The following is a 19,840-nucleotide window of genomic DNA, read 5'->3' as shown; positions in this document are numbered from 1 at the left end:
CGGTGCAATTGCTTGGAAGCCCGGCGAAGCGTATCGGTTTCGCGGCTTCCTTCCACTCCACCTGACAAGACTCTTACCGTTCACCAGGGCCACCGTCGACGCTGCGGGCGGATCGGCACTCAGCGGATTCGAGATGGTGGATGTCGTTCTGCGAGGTGAGGGTCCATCGGAGTCCTATGGTCGGCTTGGTCCAGGCGAGGGGTTGCTGTTGCCAGGTGGTGAGGCTTGCGTGGAAGGTGGCTACGGCCGCTGTGGACCGGATGCTGACTGGCATGTCGAGGAAGTAGTGGAAAGCCGCGTCGACGGTTTCGCCGTGCCCGACGATCAGGACACGATCATCGTTGTGCTGGGCGAGGATTCGGTCGATGGCGTCGCTCGATCGATGAATGTAGTCGCGCCAGGTTTCGCCGCCGGGCGTCAGTGGTCGGTCAGGGTCGAGGGCGGGAATGCCGCCGTACTCGGTGACCACGTCGTGCCACGGCCGCCCGTCCGCACTGCCGTGGTCTTGCTCAGCCAGGTCCGCGACCGTTTCGGGCGTGATGCCCAGGTGCATGCCGATGAGGGCTGCGCTTTCTTGCGTGCGCCGTAGTGGAGAGGCATAGATGGCGCAGACGGGTTGCGTGAACTGGCGGCGTCCGAGTTTCTGTGCGAGCAGTTCGATTTGTTGTCGGCCGTGGTCGGTGAGGCCGCGGCAGCCAGCGGGGCCGCCGATCGTTCCGTCGCGGTTACAGTGCGCTTCGCCGTGGCGTGCGATCAGCAGTTCGCCGGGTGTGTGGTTCATGAGGATCGTGTCCGGGTGCCGATGACCCTGTTGTAGAGCTGTAGGCATTGCGCTGCGTGGTGGGATGCGCTGAACAGGTGCGAGCGTCGTCGGGCGTTGCGCGCGAGTTCGCTTCGGTGTTCGGTGTCGGAAGTGAGCCGGTCGAGCGCGCGGGCGAAGGCGATGTCGTCGCCGGGGCGGATGATGTATCCGGCGTCGCCGATGAGTTCGGTCATATTGGCGATATCTGTTGCTAGAACGGGGATTCCGTGGGAGAGGTAGTCGGCGATGGCGCCGCTGCCTTGAAAGGTGGGGTGGGCGCGGTAGGGAAAGACTCCGAAGCTCGATCGTTGGAGGAGAGCTTCGCGGTCTCCGGGGCCGAGGTAGGCCGGCACGACGAGGACCTCGGTAGCGCCGTACTTCCGCCCAGTCTGGACTTCTCGGCTCAGATCGGTTCCTGCTTGCTCGGGGTCCTCCCAGAAAGGTCCAGCGACCACCATCATGCTGGGACAGCGAGTGAGAGTGCAGGCGCGAAGTAACGCTGCGAGGTCCTTCCACGGGGCGGCGTACCCGTAGAGAGTGGCTACAGGGCGATGGTCGCCGCGAGCGAGTGCCGACCGCAACGCTGCCGTTGCGTCGGTTCCGGGGTGGGGTGGGATCGTGGTGGGCAGCCAGCTGACGACCGAGGGAACCCGGATGCGATGTTGTCGCGTGAGTTGTGTCCGGGCGTACTCGCCGAAGAAGACAAAGCCGTCCATGGCATCGATGGCGCAGTCCACGAGCACTCGTAGCTGCGGGTCCGGGACGTGAGTGGTGAACAGCGTCCAGTCGAGGCTGTGAACGTGATAGATCGCGGGCGGTCGATACGTCTGGCGAGCCCAGAGGCTGGGTAGGAGTTGCTCGATTTCTAGGTTTCCGTAGTGGACGCTGAGCACGTCATAGGCGTTGAGGTCGACGGCGGCGAGCAGCTTTTCCGCGGCTTCGATGATGCGCTCCGCTGGCCAGAACGCTGATTGCGAAGGCTCGTAGGGGACTTCGGGGAAGCCCAGCCGGTCGACCTGGGCGCCGTGTTCACGGAGGCCGGTCGCGAGGACGTTCAGGTACGGCGGGAGGCTGCCTTCGCCGCCGGTGGGGCCGATCAGCAGAATCTGCATGGGCTATCCGTGGACGAGTTGCCGGTAGTGATCGAGGGTGGTGGCAGCGTTGAGGCCCCAGTCGAAATGACTTGGCAGTGTTCCGGACCTTGGTGTGCGGGTGGTGAGGAGACGGGCGAGGTCGTCGACGTCGCGGTAGGTGTAGCCGCCGCCGGAGGCCAGTAGTTCAGGTGCGACGCCGAGGTGCTCGGGCAGGAGTACTGGTGTGCCGCAGGCGATTGCTTCGGCGATGGCCAGCCCGAATCCCTCCCAGCGGCTGGTCGACAGGAGCCAGTCAGCGCTGCGATAGACAGTGGGCATGTCGGTGTCGTCGAGGTCATGGAGCACCGTGATAGGAGCGGATTTGGGCGTCACTGGGCAGTATCGGGCGGAGTGCCCCAGCACGGCGGTGATGACGGCGGTGTCGCGTAGTTGGGTGGCGATCTGTTCGAGGAGGTCCCAGCCCTTCATCGGCGTGATCTTTCCTACCCACACCAACCGGATTCGCCCGCGCGGATCAGGTGTGAACGGTGGCACCGGTCGACCCGATTCGAGCAGCGTCCTAATCGGCGTCGGGTCGATCAATTCGCCCTCGTCGTTGAGCGACACCCACAAGCCACTGGTGGGCGCTCGGTGTGGGCCGGGGCAGAAACGTCTGCGGTCGATGCCGTTATAGATCACCGCTGGAGCAGCGATGTCGTAGGCGTCAGCCAGGTCGCGGGCGGCGTAGTGGCTGACGGCGATCACTCGGTCTGCACGTCGGACAAGCTGTCGCTCGTCGTGCGCCAGTTGCGGCGCACCGATCGTGCGGGCGCTGAACTCGCCCCGCACCAGCACCGGCGCACGGCCGGGGCGCAAGTCGGTGAGGTAGGTCAGCGTTTCGGCTTCCCAAGTCGAGCAGTCGATCACATCCGGTTCGATCTGCCACAGCAGCTTCGCCACTCCTGCGCGATGCGCCACAAGGTCTTCGGTACGAGGCATTGTCACGACACGCACACCCTCCACGACTACGGGGTCTGGGGCTTCTTGAGTGATCAGGGTGATCCGATGTCCTCGGGTCGCCATGGAGGAGGCGAGGGCGCGATACAGCGTGCAGATGCCTCCGCGAGTTCGTTGGTGGAGATCTCGGTGGACCATCGCGATATGCATCTCGAACTTCCTATCCGAGCCGGTGAATCCGTTGCCGGGCGTGCTCCCAGGCGGTTTCGATGACAGGCAGCGTGGTCTGGCGGAGCGGACCGTCGGGCAACTCGCGGTGGATGCGGAGCTCGCGGGTGAGCACTGCCGCCAGGTTGAGCACGAAAGGTGTTTCGATGCCGGCCTCGGCGACCGCGGCGTCGATGCGGGTTTTGAGCTGTGGTGTGTTCGCGCCGAGGTGGGTGTGCAGCATCGCCAGATCGAAGCCGGGCAGGAACAGTCCGGTGAACTCCCAGTCGAGCAGGATGGCCTGGTCTCGATCGTCTAGCAGAATGTTGCTGGCCAGGGGGTCACCATGGTTGGGCTGATCGGGCTGGCCGGTCCTCGCGAGAAGCCGTTGCAGGACAACGTGATCGGCGTCGGTGAGATAGCTCAGTGCGTGATAACGGCGGAATCGGTCGGGGTAGTCGAAGATGACCTCGAACGCGCCAGAGGGTGGCCGCCAGCGATTCAAGGCCGTCACACAAGACAGAATCACCTCGGTGCGGTGGTCGGTGATCGGTTGTGCAGGGTAACGATCGGTGGCAACGGGTGTGCCCTCGATCCATTCCAACACCATGATCTGGGCGTTGTCGGTGTCGACGAGCCGCGGAACACGCACCGGGGCGGGCATTCGATCGAAGAGTTGGTAGACCGACAATTCGTGACGCCATTTTCCTGCCCAGAAGGGGTCGGCGCTGCGGAGGAACTTGACGGCGACCGGTCGACCGCGGCGTGTGCCTTTGGCCAGTACCGTCTTATCGGTCTGCTGCAAGACCGTGGTGATCTGGATCTCGGCCGCGCGAGTAGCGGCAGCGAGGTCATCGGGCAAGGTCGACACGGCGCTCCTGGATCGAGGCGATGATGCGGTCGGGCAGGTCGGATTCGGATTGATCGCCATGCCAGGTGGCCGCGATCTCACCCATACAGCGCTGGAAGAAGTCCCCGGCCAGTGTGCCGCCTTCGGCGACCACGGTCAGTGCCTCCCAGTACACGACCGCAATGTAGAGACGGAACCGTTGTGAACGCGCTGTGCTCGCTGGCCAGCGTGCCCAGATCCGCTGGGCGAGTCGACCGAAAACCGACAGCGCCGCAGCATCGGACATAGTCGCTCCGCACATGCTGTGCTGCTCGGGGAGCCGGTGATAGATCACCGTCGGCTCAGGTACGTGGTGGAATCGGTAGCCCTGCTCGCGGATCAGTCGCAGCCACATGTCCCAGTCCTCGAGCGCGGACAATCCGGGGTCATAGCGAGCAGCGGCCGGTGGCATCCGTATGACGGCGGCATGGACCGAGATGAAATTGGCCACCGACAGTAGCTCGCCGTCGAACGGGTGAGACCAACCCTCGAGCCGCTGCGGCAGCGCCGGGTCGACCCGCGTTGTACTCACGGGGCAGATTCCGTAGGCGGCATCGACGTTCTCGCGCTCGATCGCGGCGATCATGGTGGCCAGATGGTCGGGCAGGAAGACATCGTCGTCATCGAGGAGTGCGAGGAATTGTCCTCGGGCCGAGTCGATTCCGATATTGCGGGCCATAGGCAGGCCCCGGTTGGACGGGAGGTCGATCAGTCGAGCACGCACGCCACGGTCGCGGACCGCCTCGACCGTGCTGCTGACCTCGGTGCCTGCGTCATTGACGACGATCACCTCGACCTCGCCGGCGAGCCCACGTTGATTGGCCACGCTCGACAGCGCTGACCGCAGCATTTCCGGGCGGTTGTAGGTCGGGATCACCACACTGACCAGCGGTGTCACGACCGACTCACCTCCAGCCCGGCAGCTTCCAACATTTCGGAGGGGTCGCCTCGGTGACGCCACTCGACGACCCTCGCTCGCTCCGCAAGCCCGCGGACGAGCCTGTGCGCGTCTGCCTCGTACTCGTGCACGTCGCGTTGATGACGAGGCAGGTAGCGCTGGTTGAGATTCGGATCGAACATCCAATCCGTGCGTACGTGCGGCATCAGCGCACTCACGGGATCGTCGACCAGCGCCCATCTGGTGCTGCCGTTCGTATAGCTGGCCAAGACAACCAGGACACTCGGACCAGAGCCGCTGTCGCCGAGGTCGACTTCGATCGGGTTCTGCTGCCCGAGACCGGCGAACGTGTACAGCACACGCCGGTCGATCCCGTAGAGCTCCTCCCGATCCACGCTGCGGTAGGCGTCGATGTCCAAGCTCTCGTCGTCCCACGGCCGCGGAAGACTCTGTTCCAGATCGAGGTACGTGCCGATCTTCAGCGGAATCGGCGTCGGCAGCGACGTCAACGTCAGCCTCTCCCGTGGAGAGCTCAGGTCGGAGTAGACGATCAAGTGATCATTGGACAGATAGCGCATGCCATGGGAAAGAACCGATTTCACGCCAAGCGTGGTCTTTCCACTGCCCTTGTCTCCCACGATGACGATCACCCTGTGGCCATCGACCACCACCGAGGCGTGCAGCATGATGTAGCGTCGCTGTTCGCAGTAGTCAATGAGCGTCTCTCGGACGGTTTTACGCGCGGTAATCGCCAGATGGCGAGGATCATTGGCGTGCAACCGAATTCGCCGCTCTCGAGGAAGTACGGCATGTCCGACACCCCAGGAGTTGATGGCCAGATCCGAACTAAGCGGGCCGACCGTCGCCTCGACTGTCCACTCCGACGCAGCAGGATCAGCTTCGCTGATCTGATAGAACTCAGCCATAACATCGAGTACGGCGTCGCTGTTGGTGATCAGGCCGACCGAAACTGGTCCGAGATGACAGGTGCGGACCTTCAGGCTCATACCGCGACCTCCGCGTGCGGGGTCTGTGCGCCCCGCACGACCTCGGCGATTCCGTCCAGCAGCGAGACTCGCGGCTGCCAGCCGAGCACAGCACGCGCACGGCTGATGTCCATGACCATCCGCCTAGCATCGCCCGGTACAACTGGGACAAATCTCGGCATCACTTGCGTACCCGCCAGCGAGCACACCATGTCGAAAACCTCAGTGACACTGGCCTCTTGGCCCGAGCTGATATTGACTAGTCCCCGGCCACGGCCAGAAGACGCTGCCACCACCGCCTCGGCGACATCGGTCACAAAGACGAAATCGCGAGTTTGCCGACCGTCTCCCGAAATCTGTGGCGCTACGCCCCGGACGACCTCGGCTGCGATGCGAGGGATCACGCCGCTACTGACACCGAACTGCCTGGGCCCGTACACATTTCCGATTGCCAATGCGACATAGGGAAGCTTGCGATGGCGCTCGAACAGGTCCAAATAGCGCAGCGCGGTGGCTTTGCTCAGCCCGTATGGGGAACAAGGCGCGATCGGGGTCTGTTCTGTGACCGGCAGGCGATCGGGCGGGACTTGGCCGTAAATGGCTGCGCTGGCGGCGAATACGACAAGTCCGACCCCGGTGCAACTACATGCCTCCAGCACATTGACGCTGCCCCTGATGTTGATATCGGCATCCACCAGCGGTGACCGCAACGCAGCGGGCAAGCTCGCTTGCGCGGCCAGGTGCACCACCACATCCGGACGCCACTCCGCAATCACCGCCGCGCACTCCCGGCTCCGCACATCGACGACGCGAATATCGTTGTCGGACAACCCGAGAGCCAGCGCCTCGCGTAGCTGGCCGACCTTACCCGTCGACAAGTCGTCGATCACCCGGACTCGGCTTCCCATACGCATCAGCCGCGCCACCACCTGGCTGCCGATGAACCCCGCACCGCCGGTGACAAGAACTTTAGTGCCGCTCGATAGCAGACGCGGGTGGCTCGCCGAATCATCACCACAAGTCCGCTGTTGTGGCTGATCTTGTTCGTTCGTCATCCCCGTCCCCTCCTCTTCATTCGAGGTCATGGGGTTGGTCCGGCCGTGTGCCGAACTCCTCTAGACAAGTAGGTCTCGATGGTATCGAGCTTGTCTAGACAAGTACAGGGGATTGGAGAAATTTGAGTGGGCGCGACCGGATTCAGTGGGCGGGGAAGTCGTACTCGAGCAGGTAGGCGCTGGCGACCTTGACGGTGTCGCACACTTCGACCGCGACATCGTTGGTGTCGTAGGCGGTCCGGACGACGGTGATCACTGGCGCGCTGTCGGCGAGCTCCAGCTCGCGGCGCTCCTCGGGCGTCGGCATCCGCGCACCCACCTCCTCGACGAACCGAGCCAGGATATGGCCGGACTCCTCAAGACGTGCGTAGATCCCACCCGGGCCGGTATCGGGCTCCTCGATTAGGGTCCCCGCAGCGAACTCGGCTGGAATGTAGGACGTTGCCGTCTCGACTGGACGTCCGTTGGCCAGATATCGGCGCGCCCGTACGACAAGCTCGATGCCCGGCTTCACGCGTAGACGCTCAGCGATGGAAAGTTCAGCGGGGCAACGAGATATCTGGATGCGATCGACGCCGGGTGCGAACCCGGCCTTCTCGGCCTCCACCGAGAAGGCGGCTTTACCGTCGGCGCCCGCGCGGTGTTTGCGGGCGAATCGATCCGAGGCAAGGCGGCGGATAGGCGGCTCGCGGCGAACGAAGACGCCACGGCCCTGCTCGGCGAAGACCAAGCCCTCATTTCGAAGCTCCTGCACCGCTTGGCGAGCGGTCATGCGGGCAACACCGAAATGTGCAGTCAACTCGGCCTCGGACGGCAACGAATCGCCAGGAGCGATCTCGCCGGCCGAAATCGCCTTCCGAAGCATGTCAGCGATCTGGCGATACGGTGCACGACCATCGGAGCGATCCACCGTGCCAAGTCGCAGCACCAGTCACTCCTCTCGGCCGCACCGACATACCTAGACAACTAGCTTAGTCTTAGCCCGCAGACGCCTGTCAGAACCGCGATATTCACTGGAGGACCGATGGACCTGCCGAAGCATTCGGTGAGTGTCTCAGGCATCGTCGTCGACACCGACGACCGCGTCCTGGTCATTCGCCGAGCCGACAACGGCCACTGGGAAGCTCCGGGCGGTGTACTCGAACTCGACGAATCCTTCGAAGACGGCGTACGCCGAGAAGTCGCTGAAGAAACCGGACTGAACGTCCACGTCGAACGTCTAACCGGTGTCTACAAGAACTTACAAGGCGGCATCGTGGCCCTCGTGTTCCGTTGCGCTCCGGAAGGTGGTAGCCCGCATCCCACCGCGGAAGCGGTCGAGGTCAAATGGATGACCGCCCGCGAAGTGCAAGACGCCATGGTGCCAGCGTTTGCCGTCCGGGTGCTCGATGCGCTCGACGAGCAGGGGGCTCGGGTGAGAGCCCACGACGGAGTGAACCTGAAGTAGCGGACCGTGCTTTCCAGTACCTCTTGCCAGGTGGAATCCGAGCGATGACCCGCGCCCAAGTGGATGAATGCGCGATTGCATCACAGACGAGTGGACGGCCAGGCCGATACTGGCGGAGACCATCGCCTTCGTCTGGTAGGACGGGCGGTAGGCCAGCGAAGTGAGATGGTTAGCGAAGCCGTGCTGGTCTTCACGGCGTCATATAGTTACGCAATATGCACCGGTTTACTGGGCGGTGAGGGGAGACTGCATGTCGGACGAGCTTCAGGTAGAACCGGATCGGCTCCGCGATGTTGCGCGGGTCATCGCTGAGAAAGCGCAAACGATCCGAGACGGGGTGGTCGGGCTCGACACGACGGTCGGTAAGGAACTGCTGGCCGATGGTTGGCAGGGCAGGGCTGCGTCGGCTTACGACGAGTCGTGGGTGGAGTGGAAGCAAGGCGCCGACGACATCGTCTCGGCTCTCGAAGACGCGGCGGCGAATCTGGTCGATGCCGCGCACCGATACGAAATGCGTGACCGGGACAACCGTGATGCGATCACTCGTGCAGGCGAGCAGGTGTAGCCGATGGTGGACGACTACAGCTACCGGGTGAATCTGGCGCAGCTCGACGAAGCGGTCACGGCAATGGCGAAATTCGGTGCCGATGTCGAAGGATGGCTGCGGGAAGTCGATCAACTCGTCGCTGAACTGCATCTGTCCTGGTCGAGTCAGGCGGCTCAGGCGCAGCGCGTTGCCCACGACCGGTGGCTGGCGGGTGCGGCGGAGATGCGAGAAAACCTCGACGAACTGCGCGACGTCGCACGCAAAGCGCACACCAACTACACCGGCGCTGTGCAAACCAATGCCGAGATGTGGCCATGAGCCCTCCGGCAAGTTTTCCGATCATCGTCTGTCGCGGCGAGGACTACCGCTCGGCCAGCGAAGGCATGGGATTCATTCGCGACGACGCCAGCGAAGTACACAGTGCGCTGCTGACCACGTTGGCCGGGTACGGCGGCATGGGTGGCAGCGATACTGCCGGCGAGCAGTGGGCCAAGTCTTATGACGAGGCTGTCGATGCCGCGTTGCAGACCTCGTCGAAGCTGGTGTCGACCTGTGCCCGCACCAGCGATCTGATCGCGGCCGGTGCTCACAACCACGCTGTGGCCGAAGCGGTGGCCAACGGTGTCGAGTCGCCCCCGACACCCGCTGTCGGGTTCGATCCATGCCTGGCGATCCGGGTCCCTTCGGCGGGTGGCGGTGGCGGGCCGGAGCCGTTCGGCTGGTCATTGATCAAATCGGTTTCGGGTCTGGTGTGGCCGAACGGCCGCCAAGACCAACTGCGCGCGGCCAAAGATGTCTGGTGCGCCGCGGCGGAGGCTTTGGACACCGCCACCGGCCGGTTCCCCAATACGGTCGGCTTGCTGGAGAACCAGCAGTCGGCCGAGATCCCCGCCGCGGTCGCCGCCTGCAGCGAAACTTCCTACAACTTCATGGAGCTGCAGGCGGCGTACCGCGAGATCGGTGATTCGTGCGCGGACTATGCCCAGCACCTCGATGACGCGCACAGCGAGATCCTCGATGAGCTGAAGAAGATGCTCATCGAGACCGCTGCGGTGGAAGCGGGCATGGCCGTTCTGGTTCCGTTCACCGGCGGACTGTCCGAACTCGGCAACGGCGCGGTCATCGCTCGCATCGGCGTCTATGCCGCCCGTATCGGCCGGATCATCGATCGCCTCGTGACCAAGGTCGCCGCCATCGCCAGCCGTATCGGATCGGCGGTCACCGGCAAGCTGAAACCGATATTGACCAAGCTGGGGGAATGGCTGGAGAAGGCCAAAACCAAGTGGTGGAGGTCCGATTCCGGTGGAGGGCTGCCCGAACTGCCGCCCAAACCGGCTGCAGTCAAACCGACCGTCAACGACACCAAGCTGCAAAATATCCTCAACGACCTCTACAAAGGCGTGAACAATCCCACCAGAGTCGGCGATGGCACCACCGCTGACGCGGTTCGCAACGAGTACCGCACGTTGATTCCGACCGAAGAGCGTTGGCATCTGACCAAGGCGATGGAATCACAACGGGCGCTGGCGAAATGGCTGATGGACAAATCGAACACCGATCCTGCCGAGCGAACAGTGGCGATACGCGAGTTATGGAATCTCATGGACGCCTTGGCCGGACGGTAGAAAGAAGGACAGACCATGGATGAGCGAACCGACAACGAGATACTGGACATGCTCTACACATGGACCAAGAGTTTGGTGCCCGAGTCCGCACGGTTCATCGAAGGCCTAGCCGACCTGGAACCCGAAATTCGCCCCCTCATTGCTGAGCACGTCCGCTACTACGACGAGATGCTCCCAACCGTGCTGATGGGCGACGTATCTCGATGGGTGGAGCAGATCGTGCGAGACAGCGAGGATCCCCGATCACGCTTGGCGCCGTTTATCGCACGCCTTGAGGAGGCGTGGGGCGACGGACAGAACCCGGTTGCCGACCTGATCGCGGTGTCGTTCGTCGAAAACATCTACGACAATCCCGACGTCGTCAAGCTTTTGGGGCCCAAGCTGGCGCGCTATTACCGGGTGTATACAGGGCAGGAGAAGCCTCGCAACGACCAACGTCGACCGGTACCTGAGATCGTGCACCAGATACGCAAGAAGCTGGGTTGGTCATGACGGATCTGCAGAAATGGGAACAGCAACTGCGGCAAGAACTCGCCGAGATTCGCCGCAGCGCAGACAAGCTCGCGAAGTCCGCCGCAAGGCTCGTCGGGCGGGGGGAGGTCCGCGGTGTCGCCATCGAGGTCAATGCCCAAGGCGACATCACGAACCTGCAAATCGCGCCAGCAGCCATGCGCTGGACTAACACTCAACTAACGGCTGCTCTTCTCGATTGCCACCAGCGGGCGCGAGCTGAGGTCAAGGTTGCAACCGAAAAGGTCACTCGTTCAGCCGATACTCGCCTCCGTACGCAAGTTCAGGAACTGCTGGGCACGGCGGAGACCCCGGCCGACGAGCCAAAACAGTCGATGACCGAGGAAGAAATCCAAGCCGCCGACGACGCCTATTTCGGACGAATCAATCAAGGCTGGACGTAACCCGATCAACGGGTTGTTGCTGGGCTTGTCGAGCCAGATAGGAGTACCTGACGTAGACACGACGAGCGTGGTAGGTTGATTCCCATGGTGTCGATCGCTCCCGGCCGCGATGCAATGGAGCACGCTCGGCTTATTACGGTGCTAAATGGAATGTCATCGCAAGGCGTGAGTCGACACCAACGCTTAGGACGCTACACCCCTCGCGAAGGCCGATCCACGCGTCAGCCGATAGTTCCCACCTTTGTACCGTGAACCCAACTCTAACGTGCTAGTGGCGACGTTTCCGGCGAGCCGTACGGACAGCGAGGCTCTGCTTGCGTCCAGGTCTATGGGAGTCCATCAGATACTGAAGGTGCGTCGATTCAACCCATCCCAAATCTACCCCAAATTTTCGGGGTGATTGCGCGTGATTTCCAGTGAGCACACATGCGGGGCGTCAGAATATAATCGCATGTGGGGTAGTCGAATATGACCGCAGGTGATTCAGTGTGAAGCCCCCGAACACCCGAACCAACAACGGCAGGTTTCTGGTTCGAGTCCAGATGGGGGAGCCGGAATCCGGCCCCTGACCAGCGTTTTAGTATACCTGGTCAGGGGCCGAGTTCGTCTCCAGACCCCGAAAGTCGCTCAACGTTGGAACCCGCCCCTCCGGGGCGTGGTCGTCCTCACAGTGACCGAGTTGTGAGGGGGCGGATCGCTCGCGCCCGTCTTGGATGTGACCCAGTTGATTGGGGCTGGCGCAGGTTCGGCATCTTCGTGGACCCGACTCCGGACGCGCTACCTGTACCGGCGGAATCGGGGCGTTCTATGGGCTCCGGTGTTGGTTCCGGTCGTTACGTTCGGGGGTGGTGGCGGAAAGCTGCGGGACGACTCGGCTGGTTCGGCGCCTTCCTGATCGCCTGGTTGCCTTGTGCTGCAAGGAAAATCAGGACGACGACTTGGTTCGTCGAGTGGAACAGTGGAGGTGGTCGTGGCGAATGTATTGCTGGTGCACGGAGCGTGGAGTGACGGGTCGCTCTGGCAGGAGGTGATTGCGGCGTTGGACGACCAAGGGCATCGGGGGCGGGCCGTCCAGTTGCCGCTGACCTCGCTCACCGATGACATCGCCTGGACTCGGCGGGAGATCTCGACGTTCGACGGGCCGGTGACCCTGGTCGGGCATTCCTATGGTGGCATGGTGATATCGGGGGCCGCCGAGCGCAACGAGCAGGTCGATGCGCTGGTGTTCGTCGCGGCTTACGCTCCGGAGCAAGGCGAGACGGTCGCGTCGCTCAGTGATCGTGGTGTGAAAATGCCTGGCGGGGAGGCGATCCGGTTCGCCGAGGATGGGTGGTCCACCATCGATTCCGGCATGTTCATCGAGGTGCTCGCCGCCGATGTCTCGGCCGCGAAGGGGCGGGTATTGATCGCAACACAGCAGCCGACGCACGGCGCGTGCTTCGCCCAACCCTCGGGACCAGGCGCGTGGCGCGACCTGCCGTGCACCTACGTGCTGTCGCTGGACGATCAGATCCTCGACCCCGGCTTGCAACGATGGTTCGCCGAACGCGCGAACGCCACCCTCACCGAATTGCGCTCCAGTCATCTGTCCCCGGTCGCACACCCCGAAGAGGTGGCCGCCGCAATCGGAAAGACGCTCAACGCCTGAAGGGTTCGCGACGGCGAGGCGTGCGCTACGGCGTGATCGAGCGCGACGCGCCGCAAAGCTGACGGGTACCGGCCAGCTATCTGCTCTCTCGGACGGCCGGCGCGACCGCTGGTGGCTCGGCACTGCCATCGGCCGGGATCCGGTCACTCCGAGTTTCCCGGATCCGTGCGCGGGGAGGTCCTTGCCTATGTGGGCATTGACCACTATGGTGATGGCGGTGTGATCGCCCCCCCGGCCATTGGTGGTGCGAGGCATGATCAGCTGTTTGCCGAAGCCTTTCGGGACAAGTGCCGGATGCGAAGAGGACCATTATGCGCCTTGGTATCGGACGATGGATTCTGTCATTTGTCGCCATCGGTAATGCGGCATTGCAGTGGATCGACGACTACAACAGCACGCATATCTTCAATCCCGATTTCACTGCGCACGCAAAATTTCATGACGGTATCACGATAACCTTGGCCACCGCGCTGGGTGTACTGGCGTTGATTTATCTGTGGTGGCCCGGGTATAACCGTGAACGACTTCTGGCCGGCGCTCTTTTCGCTGGTGTGTGGTGGGTTGGCGCGGGTGTTGCCTTCCTGTTTCCGGGTGCGTCTCATCGCGACGCCCAGTTCGCCGATGATGTACCGCACCTCTACGGTGTGCCGGTCGATCTGCGCGTCCTTGTTCCCTTGGCGCTCGTCTTGGTCGCCGCCGGCTATTGGCTCGAACGCCGCCGCTCGAGTGTGCGACCGCGCGAGGTGTAGCGGGGGCGGTGAGCGGCACCCGCAGTCTCGCCCGCTCGAACGGTCACACCCCCGAGTGCTGCGCACCCCTTGTCAATGTGGGCATTGACCACTAAAGTGGGCAGTGTCCACATATCGTGTAGGCGCTCTCGCCTCGCGTGATTTCCGGTGCTCGCAATGGCTCCGGATGCTCGGAGCAGGTTCAGTTAAGGGCGAAAGCTCTCCGTTTTCCATGGGTTATGCCCTGGATCAGTCAAGGAGTTGCCATGGCTGCCGTAAACGGCTTCCATTCGTACTTTGCATGCACCGTCGCAGCACTCGCCGCTGCTCTTGTCGTCGCCGTGTGCCCGGGTGTGGCACCTGATGCGGAAGCGAGCCCCATTCCCGTTGCTCCGCCGCTGCCGTTTCCCGTACCACCCATGCCGCCCTACCTGGATTCTGCGTTCTACCAACCAGATCCGGCGAAGGTCGTCGCCGCACGGCCGGGCGAGATTCTGGCCGCGCGGCAAGTCCACTTGGCGAATGCCTGGCTGCTGCCGCTCAATGCGGACGCCTGGCAACTGTCCTTTCGAAGCGCCAACACGCGTGGGGAAGCGATTCCGGCTGTCGCGACCGTGGTCGTTCCGCATCGACTACCTCGGAGTGGACAGCGGAGCTTGCTGTCGTTTCAGATCGCCGAAGATTCGCTGTCGATAAACTGCGCACCGTCTTATGCCTTGCAGATGGGAGCGCTCCCCAATCCGCTCAATGCCATTCATCAGATCGAGTTCGTCGAGGTGCAGGCCATGCTGCAACTCGGGCACGCTGTCGTCATACCCGATCATCAAGGTGTCGGAGGCGCTTACGCTGCCGGTCCGCTCGGCGGCCGCATAACCCTCGACGGAATACGCGCGGCCGAGCAATTCGATCCCGCCCAGTTACCCGGTGCCGACACGAGAGTTGCGGTATGGGGTTACTCCGGTGGTGCCATCCCCACGGGGCACGCCGCGGAACTGCAACCCGACTATGCCCCGGAGTTGCACCTGGTCGGTTCCGCGACAGGTGGCCTGATGACCGATATTCGCGATGGCATCGACTACAACAACGGCACATCGGTGCTCGGCGGCGCCGTGCTGGGTGGGCTTTTCGGTGTGGCTCGCGAGTATCCCGTGCTCGATCAATTCATCGATAGGTATATGAATCCGTTGGGGAAGGGCTTGCGGGTGGTGCACGAAAACCAATGCTTCGGTGTGCAGGTCGCGGCATTTCCCTTGGTGAATATAAAGGGACTGTTCGACTATCCCGGCGATCCGCTGGACGCACCGGAGTTGCAACCCGTGCTCAAGGACCTCGCGCTCGGTAAGCGCACACCCACCGCTCCGGTCTACATCTATGAATCACCGCTGGATCAAATCATTCCCGTGAACTCGGTGAATCGGCTCTACGACGCATACTGTGCAACCGGCGCCCGCGTGTCCTACACCCGAAACGTGTTGAGCGAACACGCCGTCGCGGCACTCTCCGGCGCCCCCGCCGCCCTGCTCTGGCTCGACGACCGTCTCAACGGGGTAGCGCCTTCGGAAGGCTGTCACAACCGCGACGTTCCCACTCAACTCGCCGACCCCGGAGCGATCACCACTGCGGTCGATGCTCTCGGCCAGACCCTGGCCGCCGCCCTCGGCCTGCCTGTCTGACGGGCGAAGCCACGGACTCCGGAGCCCTGCTACGGGCGGGGATGCAGGCCGTGGATCAGGTTCGTCACGGTTTCGTTCAGTAGGGCATCGACGCCGTCGTCCCCGACCAGCCCAGCCGTGACGAAACTGGCCAACCCCTGCAAGGTGATCGCGACGGTCCAGCCTATGCGCAGTGGATCGCCATCGACGATCTCGCCGCGGGACTGTGCGTCGGCGGTGAGGGTCACCGGCAACGTGAACGCCGTCATCACGGCCGCGCCCATTTCGGTGCCACCCGTCGGGCTGTGTTTTCGCGCGAACATCAGACTGAGCAGTGCCGGATTCGCCACGGCGAAGTCGAGGTAGGCACGTGCCAGCACGCGGAAGCGCCCTTCGAACGGAAGCGGCTCGGCTTCGCCGGCGACGGCATCCAATGCGGCGCCGAGTCGCTGAAATCCGGTGACGGCCAGCGCGTCGAGGAGTGCTTGCTTGTCCGCGAAATGGCGGCTGGGAGCGTTGTGTGTGACACCCGCGTCACGCGCGAGTTGACGTAGCGAAAGCTGCTCGACGCCGTGCTCGCGCAACGCCAGCTCGGCGCGTTCGAGCAGCCGATTCCGCAGGTCGCCGTGGTGGTAGGGACGGTCGGCGCACATAGTGCTCAGAGCCTAACAGAATGTGGGCATTGCCCTCGGTATGCGAGACGATGGGAATTTCAGTGCGGAAGAGGGCATGTCACGTGAGTCAGCTGCTCGGACAGCTCCCATAGTTCGAGCGCCTTCTCGGCATCCCGAGCCTCCGCCGAGCGCCCGACGAGAGTCGGGGAGCCGCGGTACTCGAACAGCCCGTCGCGTCCGACATAACTGCCGGGCGCCAGGTCTTGGCTGATGGCGTAAAGGATGGGGAGTGCTCCGGTGTGCGCGGGCTGGGCCAGGAGCCGGTTGCCCAGATGCATCAGAGCGCCGGTGAGCAGACTGCCCGAATGTCGCTGCAGATTTGTCGCCGCAATGCCAGGGTGCGCGCTGTACGCACGGCGAGAGCCGGCTGCGGTCAGTCGGCGCTGCAGTTCGAGGGTGAACAGCAGGTTCGCGAGTTTGGATTGGGCGTACGCGCCGGATGCGCTGTATTTCCGGGTCTCCCAGTTGAGGTCTTTCAGATCGACCGTGCCGCGGCGGTGTGCTTGCGAGGACACGGTAATCACGCGGTCGGTCACGTGCGGTAGCAGCAGGTTCGTCAAGGCGAAGTGCCCCAGATGATTGGTGCCGATCTGGTTTTCGAAGCCGTCGTGCGTGCGACCCTCCGGCACGAGCATGATGCCGGCATTGTTCACCAGAACGTCGAGGTCACCGGTCCATTCCTTGGCGAAGCGCCGGACCGAGGCCAGGTCGGCCAGGTCGAGCGCACGCACTTCGGTCGACCCCGCGATCTGTCGTGCCGCCTCGTTGCCGCGCGCGACATCGCGGACCGCGAGCACCACGTGGGCGCCCACTCTGGCGAGTTCTCGGGTCACGATCAGCCCGAGTCCACTGTTCGCGCCGGTCACGACGACACGGCGGCCCGCGAACGAGGGGAGATCAGTTGATGTCCACTTGTGGTCAGCCATGTCTCCAATGTAGTCAACGACCACATAATGGTCAATGTCCACATTGGCTACGTGCTGCGGAGGGGTCGCGACAATGTGGGCGTTGACCACAATGGTGGGCAGTGTCTACATTGAAGGTATGCCTTTTGAAATCAGTCTCGACTGCTACACCGATGCAGTAGTGGTGACCGGACGAGGCGACGTCGGACTGACTTCCGCACTGAGCCTGATGACCGCCCTGCGCCGGGCTGTCGAAATGCCAAGGCCGCTGGTCATTGTCGATCTTTCGCGCGTGGACCACTGCGGTGCCGTCGGCCTCGCAGCACTGGTGCTCACCACCCGGAATGCGGCGCCTCGGCCGGTTCGCATCGTGCCTTCCCCCTATATCCGGCGTGCGCTTCGGGCGGGTGGTTTGGACCGGGCTGTTGTACTTTGCGCCGATCTCACCTCTGCGCGTGCGACGTGACGGGCGCGTTCCATCTGTCCGGGATTCCTGCAGAAGCCCGGGCAACGACGATACGTAGGACACTCGAGTTGCATGTGATAGCTCGTCTGGGTCCGGAGTGTGCCGTCGCCGACCTCTTCAGTGATGAGATCTTTTATTGCACAACCGGTCTCGGAGAGCCCTCGGTGCGCGGATGGTCGGATTCGGTACGCACGGCACCCGGAAGTCCCGTTTCCCTCACCTCGCTTGATCACGCTCTATACGCCAGGGGGTACCTGCGTACCAGCTCCTGGCGCCCGCACGTCACTGCTGCCGATGTTCTGCGGTACTTTGCCACCGCCTACGTCGAGATACGCGAAACCATTCGCTGAAGGTCGACTTCGATGTGGGGCCGCCGCCGTCGTGGCGGACCGGTCGGCGAGGGACAGCTCACACGGTTGCCTCGCGCCTCCCTCGCTTCAGCGGAACTCTGAACGGACCGTGCGGGACGGGTGGTGGTGTGCTGTGACGGGCAGAGTAGGCGACGACACGAACGCCGGCATGTTGCAGATCTGTTCTGCGGCGTAGTGGTCACGTTGAAGGGCGCACGCATCGTCACCGCCCCGGCACACGAGCGTATGACCGATGAAACGCCCCGTGGGTAGGCCAACTTCCGCCGGTTTCCGCCGGGTCGTTGGATGTTGCGTTACCCAAGCGATATCATTTGCGCTGGCGCAGTGTGACTCGTGTGAGGGTGCGGGTGCGGCGGCGCTGCTGCTGGTGGACTTCCAACATCGGAGAACTCGTGACCGCAGAACCTGCCCAGATCGTTGTCGATCCTGGCGTCGCAGAGCGAGGCCCGACGGCGCTGCGGATCGCGGTCGGTGGTCAACTCCGCAAACTGCGTGAATACCGTGGCATCACACCGCAAGAGGCGGGTGACCACATTCGCGGTTCCTACGCCAAGATCAGCAGGCTCGAGCTCGGCCGCACCGGGTTCAAAGAACGTGACATCGTGGATCTGCTGGACCTGTACGGAGTGCCGGATTCCGAACAGCGGGAGATGTTCGTCGATCTGGCGCGCAAGGCGAACGAGCCGGGTTGGTGGCATCGGTACAACGACCTGTTGCCGCAATGGTTCGAGACCTACGTCGGTCTCGAGGGCGCGGCACGGGTGATCAGAACCTATGAGGGCCAACTGGTTCCGGGTCTGTTGCAGACCGAGAACTATGCTGCCGCCGTTGTCGGGATGGGGGAGAAGACCGACGAGGCCGCGCGGCGCGTGGCGTTGCGCAGTGACCGGCAACGGATCCTGGATGCCCCTGGCGGTCCGCTCTTGTGGGCGGTGCTCGACGAGGCGGTGCTGCACCGGCCGGTCGGCGGTGCGGCGGTCCAGCGGGAACAGATCGAGCATCTCGTCACTATGTCGGCCAAGCCCAACGTGACGATCCAGGTGCTGTCCTACCGCTCCGGTGGCAGCGCGGCCGCGGGCAGTTCGTTCACCATGCTGCGCTTCGCCGAACAGGATCTGCCCGACATCATCTACTTGGAACAGCTGACCACCGCGCTGTACCTGGATCGTAAGGAGGATGTTCGGCTCTACCGCGGGGTCATGGACCGCCTCTCGGTTCAGGCGGAAACTCCGGACCGTTCCCGCGAATTGATGATGGACGCCGCTGCGGCGCTGTGAGACCGCGCTGGCCGGGCCGTTGACCTCATGCCCGGAATCGCCCCAGGTACCGTGATCCCATGATCGGGGCGGTGGTGTTCGATGTCGGTGAAACTCTCGTCGACGAGACACGTGAGTACGGGACTTGGGCGGATTGGCTTGGCGTGCCGCGACATACGTTCGTGGCGGTGTTGGGCGCGACGATAGCTCTGGGCCGCGATTACCGTGAGACGTTCCAGGTGTTCCAGCCGGGGTTCGACCTTGCACGCGAGCGCGAGGCGCGTGCTCAGGCGGGCAAGCCGGAGACCTACGGCGAGGCGGACCTGTATCCAGACGTCCGACCGGCCTTGTCGAAGTTACGCGAATTGGGTGTGTGGGTTGGGGTCGTCGGGAATCAAACTGTTCGATCAGGCCGCATCCTGCGCAGCTTGGGCCTGCCGGCCGATTTCATTGCGACTTCGGATGATTGGGGTGTGGCGAAGCCTGCGCCGGAGTTCTTCGCCGAAGTCGTGGAGGCCGCGCCGTGTACTGGCGAGGAGATCGTTTACGTCGGAGACCGTATCGACAACGATGTCGCTCCCGCGAAGGCGGCGGGCATGCGCACCGCCTATATCCAGCGTGGCCCGTGGGGATGGATCCATCGAGACAAGCCAGAGGTTGCGCGGTTGTCGGATTGGCGGATCCGCGACCTCACCGAGCTACCCGGAATCGTTGCTGCCGAGAACGTTTAGACCGGGCCG

At 63.3% G+C, this 19,840-nt stretch carries 22 protein-coding genes; 12 read left to right on the top strand and 10 right to left on the bottom strand.

What is annotated here, in order from left to right; translation table 11 throughout:
* Nucleotides 1-73 precede the first annotated feature (73 nt).
* The 8 genes from NVU01S_RS04645 to NVU01S_RS04610 all read right to left on the bottom strand — a co-directional run bounded on the left by NVU01S_RS04645 (nucleotide 74) and on the right by NVU01S_RS04610 (nucleotide 7,795).
* Complete coding sequence (locus NVU01S_RS04645) at nucleotides 74-781, bottom strand: histidine phosphatase family protein (protein WP_052281131.1); 708 nt, start codon at nucleotides 779-781, stop codon at nucleotides 74-76.
* Entirely contained in the window at nucleotides 778-1,914 is a 1,137-nt protein-coding gene (locus tag NVU01S_RS04640) for a glycosyltransferase family 4 protein (protein ID WP_043678266.1), read from the bottom strand. The genes NVU01S_RS04645 and NVU01S_RS04640 overlap by 4 nt, the downstream gene beginning before the upstream one ends.
* 3 nt (nucleotides 1,915-1,917) lie before the next feature.
* A complete protein-coding gene (locus tag NVU01S_RS04635; protein WP_280140877.1) occupies nucleotides 1,918-3,030 on the bottom strand; it encodes a glycosyltransferase family 4 protein in 1,113 nt (370 codons plus the stop codon).
* Nucleotides 3,031-3,052: 22 nt separating this feature from the next.
* Entirely contained in the window at nucleotides 3,053-3,910 is an 858-nt protein-coding gene (locus NVU01S_RS04630) for a phosphotransferase (protein WP_063048060.1), read from the bottom strand.
* Nucleotides 3,891-4,808, bottom strand: coding sequence for a glycosyltransferase family 2 protein (locus tag NVU01S_RS04625; protein WP_167829437.1), 918 nt, complete (start codon nucleotides 4,806-4,808; stop codon nucleotides 3,891-3,893). Before NVU01S_RS04625 ends, NVU01S_RS04630 begins: the two co-directional genes overlap by 20 nt.
* A 14-nt stretch (nucleotides 4,809-4,822) precedes the next feature.
* Complete coding sequence (locus NVU01S_RS44085) at nucleotides 4,823-5,833, bottom strand: hypothetical protein (RefSeq protein WP_043678263.1); 1,011 nt, start codon at nucleotides 5,831-5,833, stop codon at nucleotides 4,823-4,825.
* Nucleotides 5,830-6,867, bottom strand: a complete 1,038-nt coding sequence (locus NVU01S_RS04615; RefSeq protein WP_167829436.1) for an NAD-dependent epimerase/dehydratase family protein — start codon at nucleotides 6,865-6,867, stop codon at nucleotides 5,830-5,832. Before NVU01S_RS04615 ends, NVU01S_RS44085 begins: the two co-directional genes overlap by 4 nt.
* A 142-nt stretch (nucleotides 6,868-7,009) precedes the next feature.
* The gene (locus NVU01S_RS04610; protein WP_043678261.1) at nucleotides 7,010-7,795 is read right to left on the bottom strand and encodes a GntR family transcriptional regulator; all 786 of its coding nucleotides are present in this window, start codon (nucleotides 7,793-7,795) and stop codon (nucleotides 7,010-7,012) included.
* A 96-nt stretch (nucleotides 7,796-7,891) separates the two neighbouring features.
* Here NVU01S_RS04610 and NVU01S_RS04605 point away from each other — a divergent pair, with 96 nt between their 5' ends.
* The 9 genes from NVU01S_RS04605 to NVU01S_RS04565 all read left to right on the top strand — a co-directional run bounded on the left by NVU01S_RS04605 (nucleotide 7,892) and on the right by NVU01S_RS04565 (nucleotide 15,449).
* Nucleotides 7,892-8,314, top strand: coding sequence for an NUDIX hydrolase (locus NVU01S_RS04605; RefSeq protein ID WP_043678258.1), 423 nt, complete (start codon nucleotides 7,892-7,894; stop codon nucleotides 8,312-8,314).
* A gap of 250 nt (nucleotides 8,315-8,564) precedes the next feature.
* Nucleotides 8,565-8,879, top strand: a complete 315-nt coding sequence (locus tag NVU01S_RS04600) for a WXG100 family type VII secretion target (protein ID WP_043678256.1) — start codon at nucleotides 8,565-8,567, stop codon at nucleotides 8,877-8,879.
* A gap of 3 nt (nucleotides 8,880-8,882) precedes the next feature.
* The gene (locus NVU01S_RS04595; protein ID WP_042257901.1) at nucleotides 8,883-9,179 is read left to right on the top strand and encodes a WXG100 family type VII secretion target; all 297 of its coding nucleotides are present in this window, start codon (nucleotides 8,883-8,885) and stop codon (nucleotides 9,177-9,179) included.
* On the top strand, nucleotides 9,062-10,486 hold the full coding sequence (locus tag NVU01S_RS04590; RefSeq protein ID WP_167829435.1) for a WXG100-like domain-containing protein: 1,425 nt from the start codon (nucleotides 9,062-9,064) through the stop codon (nucleotides 10,484-10,486). The genes NVU01S_RS04595 and NVU01S_RS04590 overlap by 118 nt, the downstream gene beginning before the upstream one ends.
* Nucleotides 10,487-10,501: 15 nt before the next feature.
* The gene (locus NVU01S_RS04585) at nucleotides 10,502-10,978 is read left to right on the top strand and encodes a DUF7674 family protein (RefSeq protein ID WP_043678254.1); all 477 of its coding nucleotides are present in this window, start codon (nucleotides 10,502-10,504) and stop codon (nucleotides 10,976-10,978) included.
* On the top strand, nucleotides 10,975-11,400 hold the full coding sequence (locus NVU01S_RS04580; protein WP_063048058.1) for a YbaB/EbfC family nucleoid-associated protein: 426 nt from the start codon (nucleotides 10,975-10,977) through the stop codon (nucleotides 11,398-11,400). The genes NVU01S_RS04585 and NVU01S_RS04580 overlap by 4 nt, the downstream gene beginning before the upstream one ends.
* Nucleotides 11,401-12,370: 970 nt before the next feature.
* Nucleotides 12,371-13,048 (top strand): alpha/beta fold hydrolase, encoded by a 678-nt coding sequence (locus NVU01S_RS04575; RefSeq protein ID WP_209444903.1) that lies wholly within the window; start codon nucleotides 12,371-12,373, stop codon nucleotides 13,046-13,048.
* A gap of 311 nt (nucleotides 13,049-13,359) precedes the next feature.
* The gene (locus NVU01S_RS04570; protein ID WP_156161988.1) at nucleotides 13,360-13,797 is read left to right on the top strand and encodes a DUF6640 family protein; all 438 of its coding nucleotides are present in this window, start codon (nucleotides 13,360-13,362) and stop codon (nucleotides 13,795-13,797) included.
* A 245-nt stretch (nucleotides 13,798-14,042) separates the two neighbouring features.
* Nucleotides 14,043-15,449, top strand: coding sequence for a lipase family protein (locus NVU01S_RS04565; protein WP_244467551.1), 1,407 nt, complete (start codon nucleotides 14,043-14,045; stop codon nucleotides 15,447-15,449).
* Between the two features lie 29 nt (nucleotides 15,450-15,478).
* Here NVU01S_RS04565 and NVU01S_RS04560 read toward each other — a convergent pair whose 3' ends face one another.
* Together NVU01S_RS04560 and NVU01S_RS04555 are read right to left on the bottom strand one after the other, a co-directional pair.
* Nucleotides 15,479-16,081, bottom strand: coding sequence for a TetR/AcrR family transcriptional regulator (locus NVU01S_RS04560; protein WP_082032461.1), 603 nt, complete (start codon nucleotides 16,079-16,081; stop codon nucleotides 15,479-15,481).
* 59 nt (nucleotides 16,082-16,140) lie between these two features.
* Entirely contained in the window at nucleotides 16,141-17,028 is an 888-nt protein-coding gene (locus NVU01S_RS04555) for an oxidoreductase (RefSeq protein ID WP_043682073.1), read from the bottom strand.
* A 91-nt stretch (nucleotides 17,029-17,119) separates the two neighbouring features.
* On the opposite strand from NVU01S_RS04555, the gene NVU01S_RS43130 reads away from it, so the two are divergent.
* The 3 genes from NVU01S_RS43130 (at nucleotide 17,120) to NVU01S_RS04545 (ending at nucleotide 19,831) form a co-directional block, all read left to right on the top strand.
* A complete protein-coding gene (locus tag NVU01S_RS43130; protein WP_507762147.1) occupies nucleotides 17,120-17,473 on the top strand; it encodes an STAS domain-containing protein in 354 nt (117 codons plus the stop codon).
* Nucleotides 17,474-18,236: 763 nt separating this feature from the next.
* Nucleotides 18,237-19,121 carry a Sco1979 family transcriptional regulator gene (locus NVU01S_RS04550; RefSeq protein WP_043682076.1) on the top strand — a complete coding sequence of 295 codons (885 nt, stop codon included), beginning with the start codon at nucleotides 18,237-18,239 and terminating at the stop codon, nucleotides 19,119-19,121.
* A gap of 59 nt (nucleotides 19,122-19,180) precedes the next feature.
* Entirely contained in the window at nucleotides 19,181-19,831 is a 651-nt protein-coding gene (locus NVU01S_RS04545) for an HAD family hydrolase (RefSeq protein ID WP_043682079.1), read from the top strand.
* The last annotated feature ends 9 nt before the right edge of the window (nucleotides 19,832-19,840 follow it).

The sequence above is a fragment of the Nocardia vulneris genome, from assembly GCF_001613425.1.
Lineage (GTDB): Bacteria > Actinomycetota > Actinomycetes > Mycobacteriales > Mycobacteriaceae > Nocardia > Nocardia vulneris.
The sequence above is the reverse complement of the archived record's forward strand: the minus strand, read 5'-3'. Positions and strand labels throughout refer to the sequence as shown.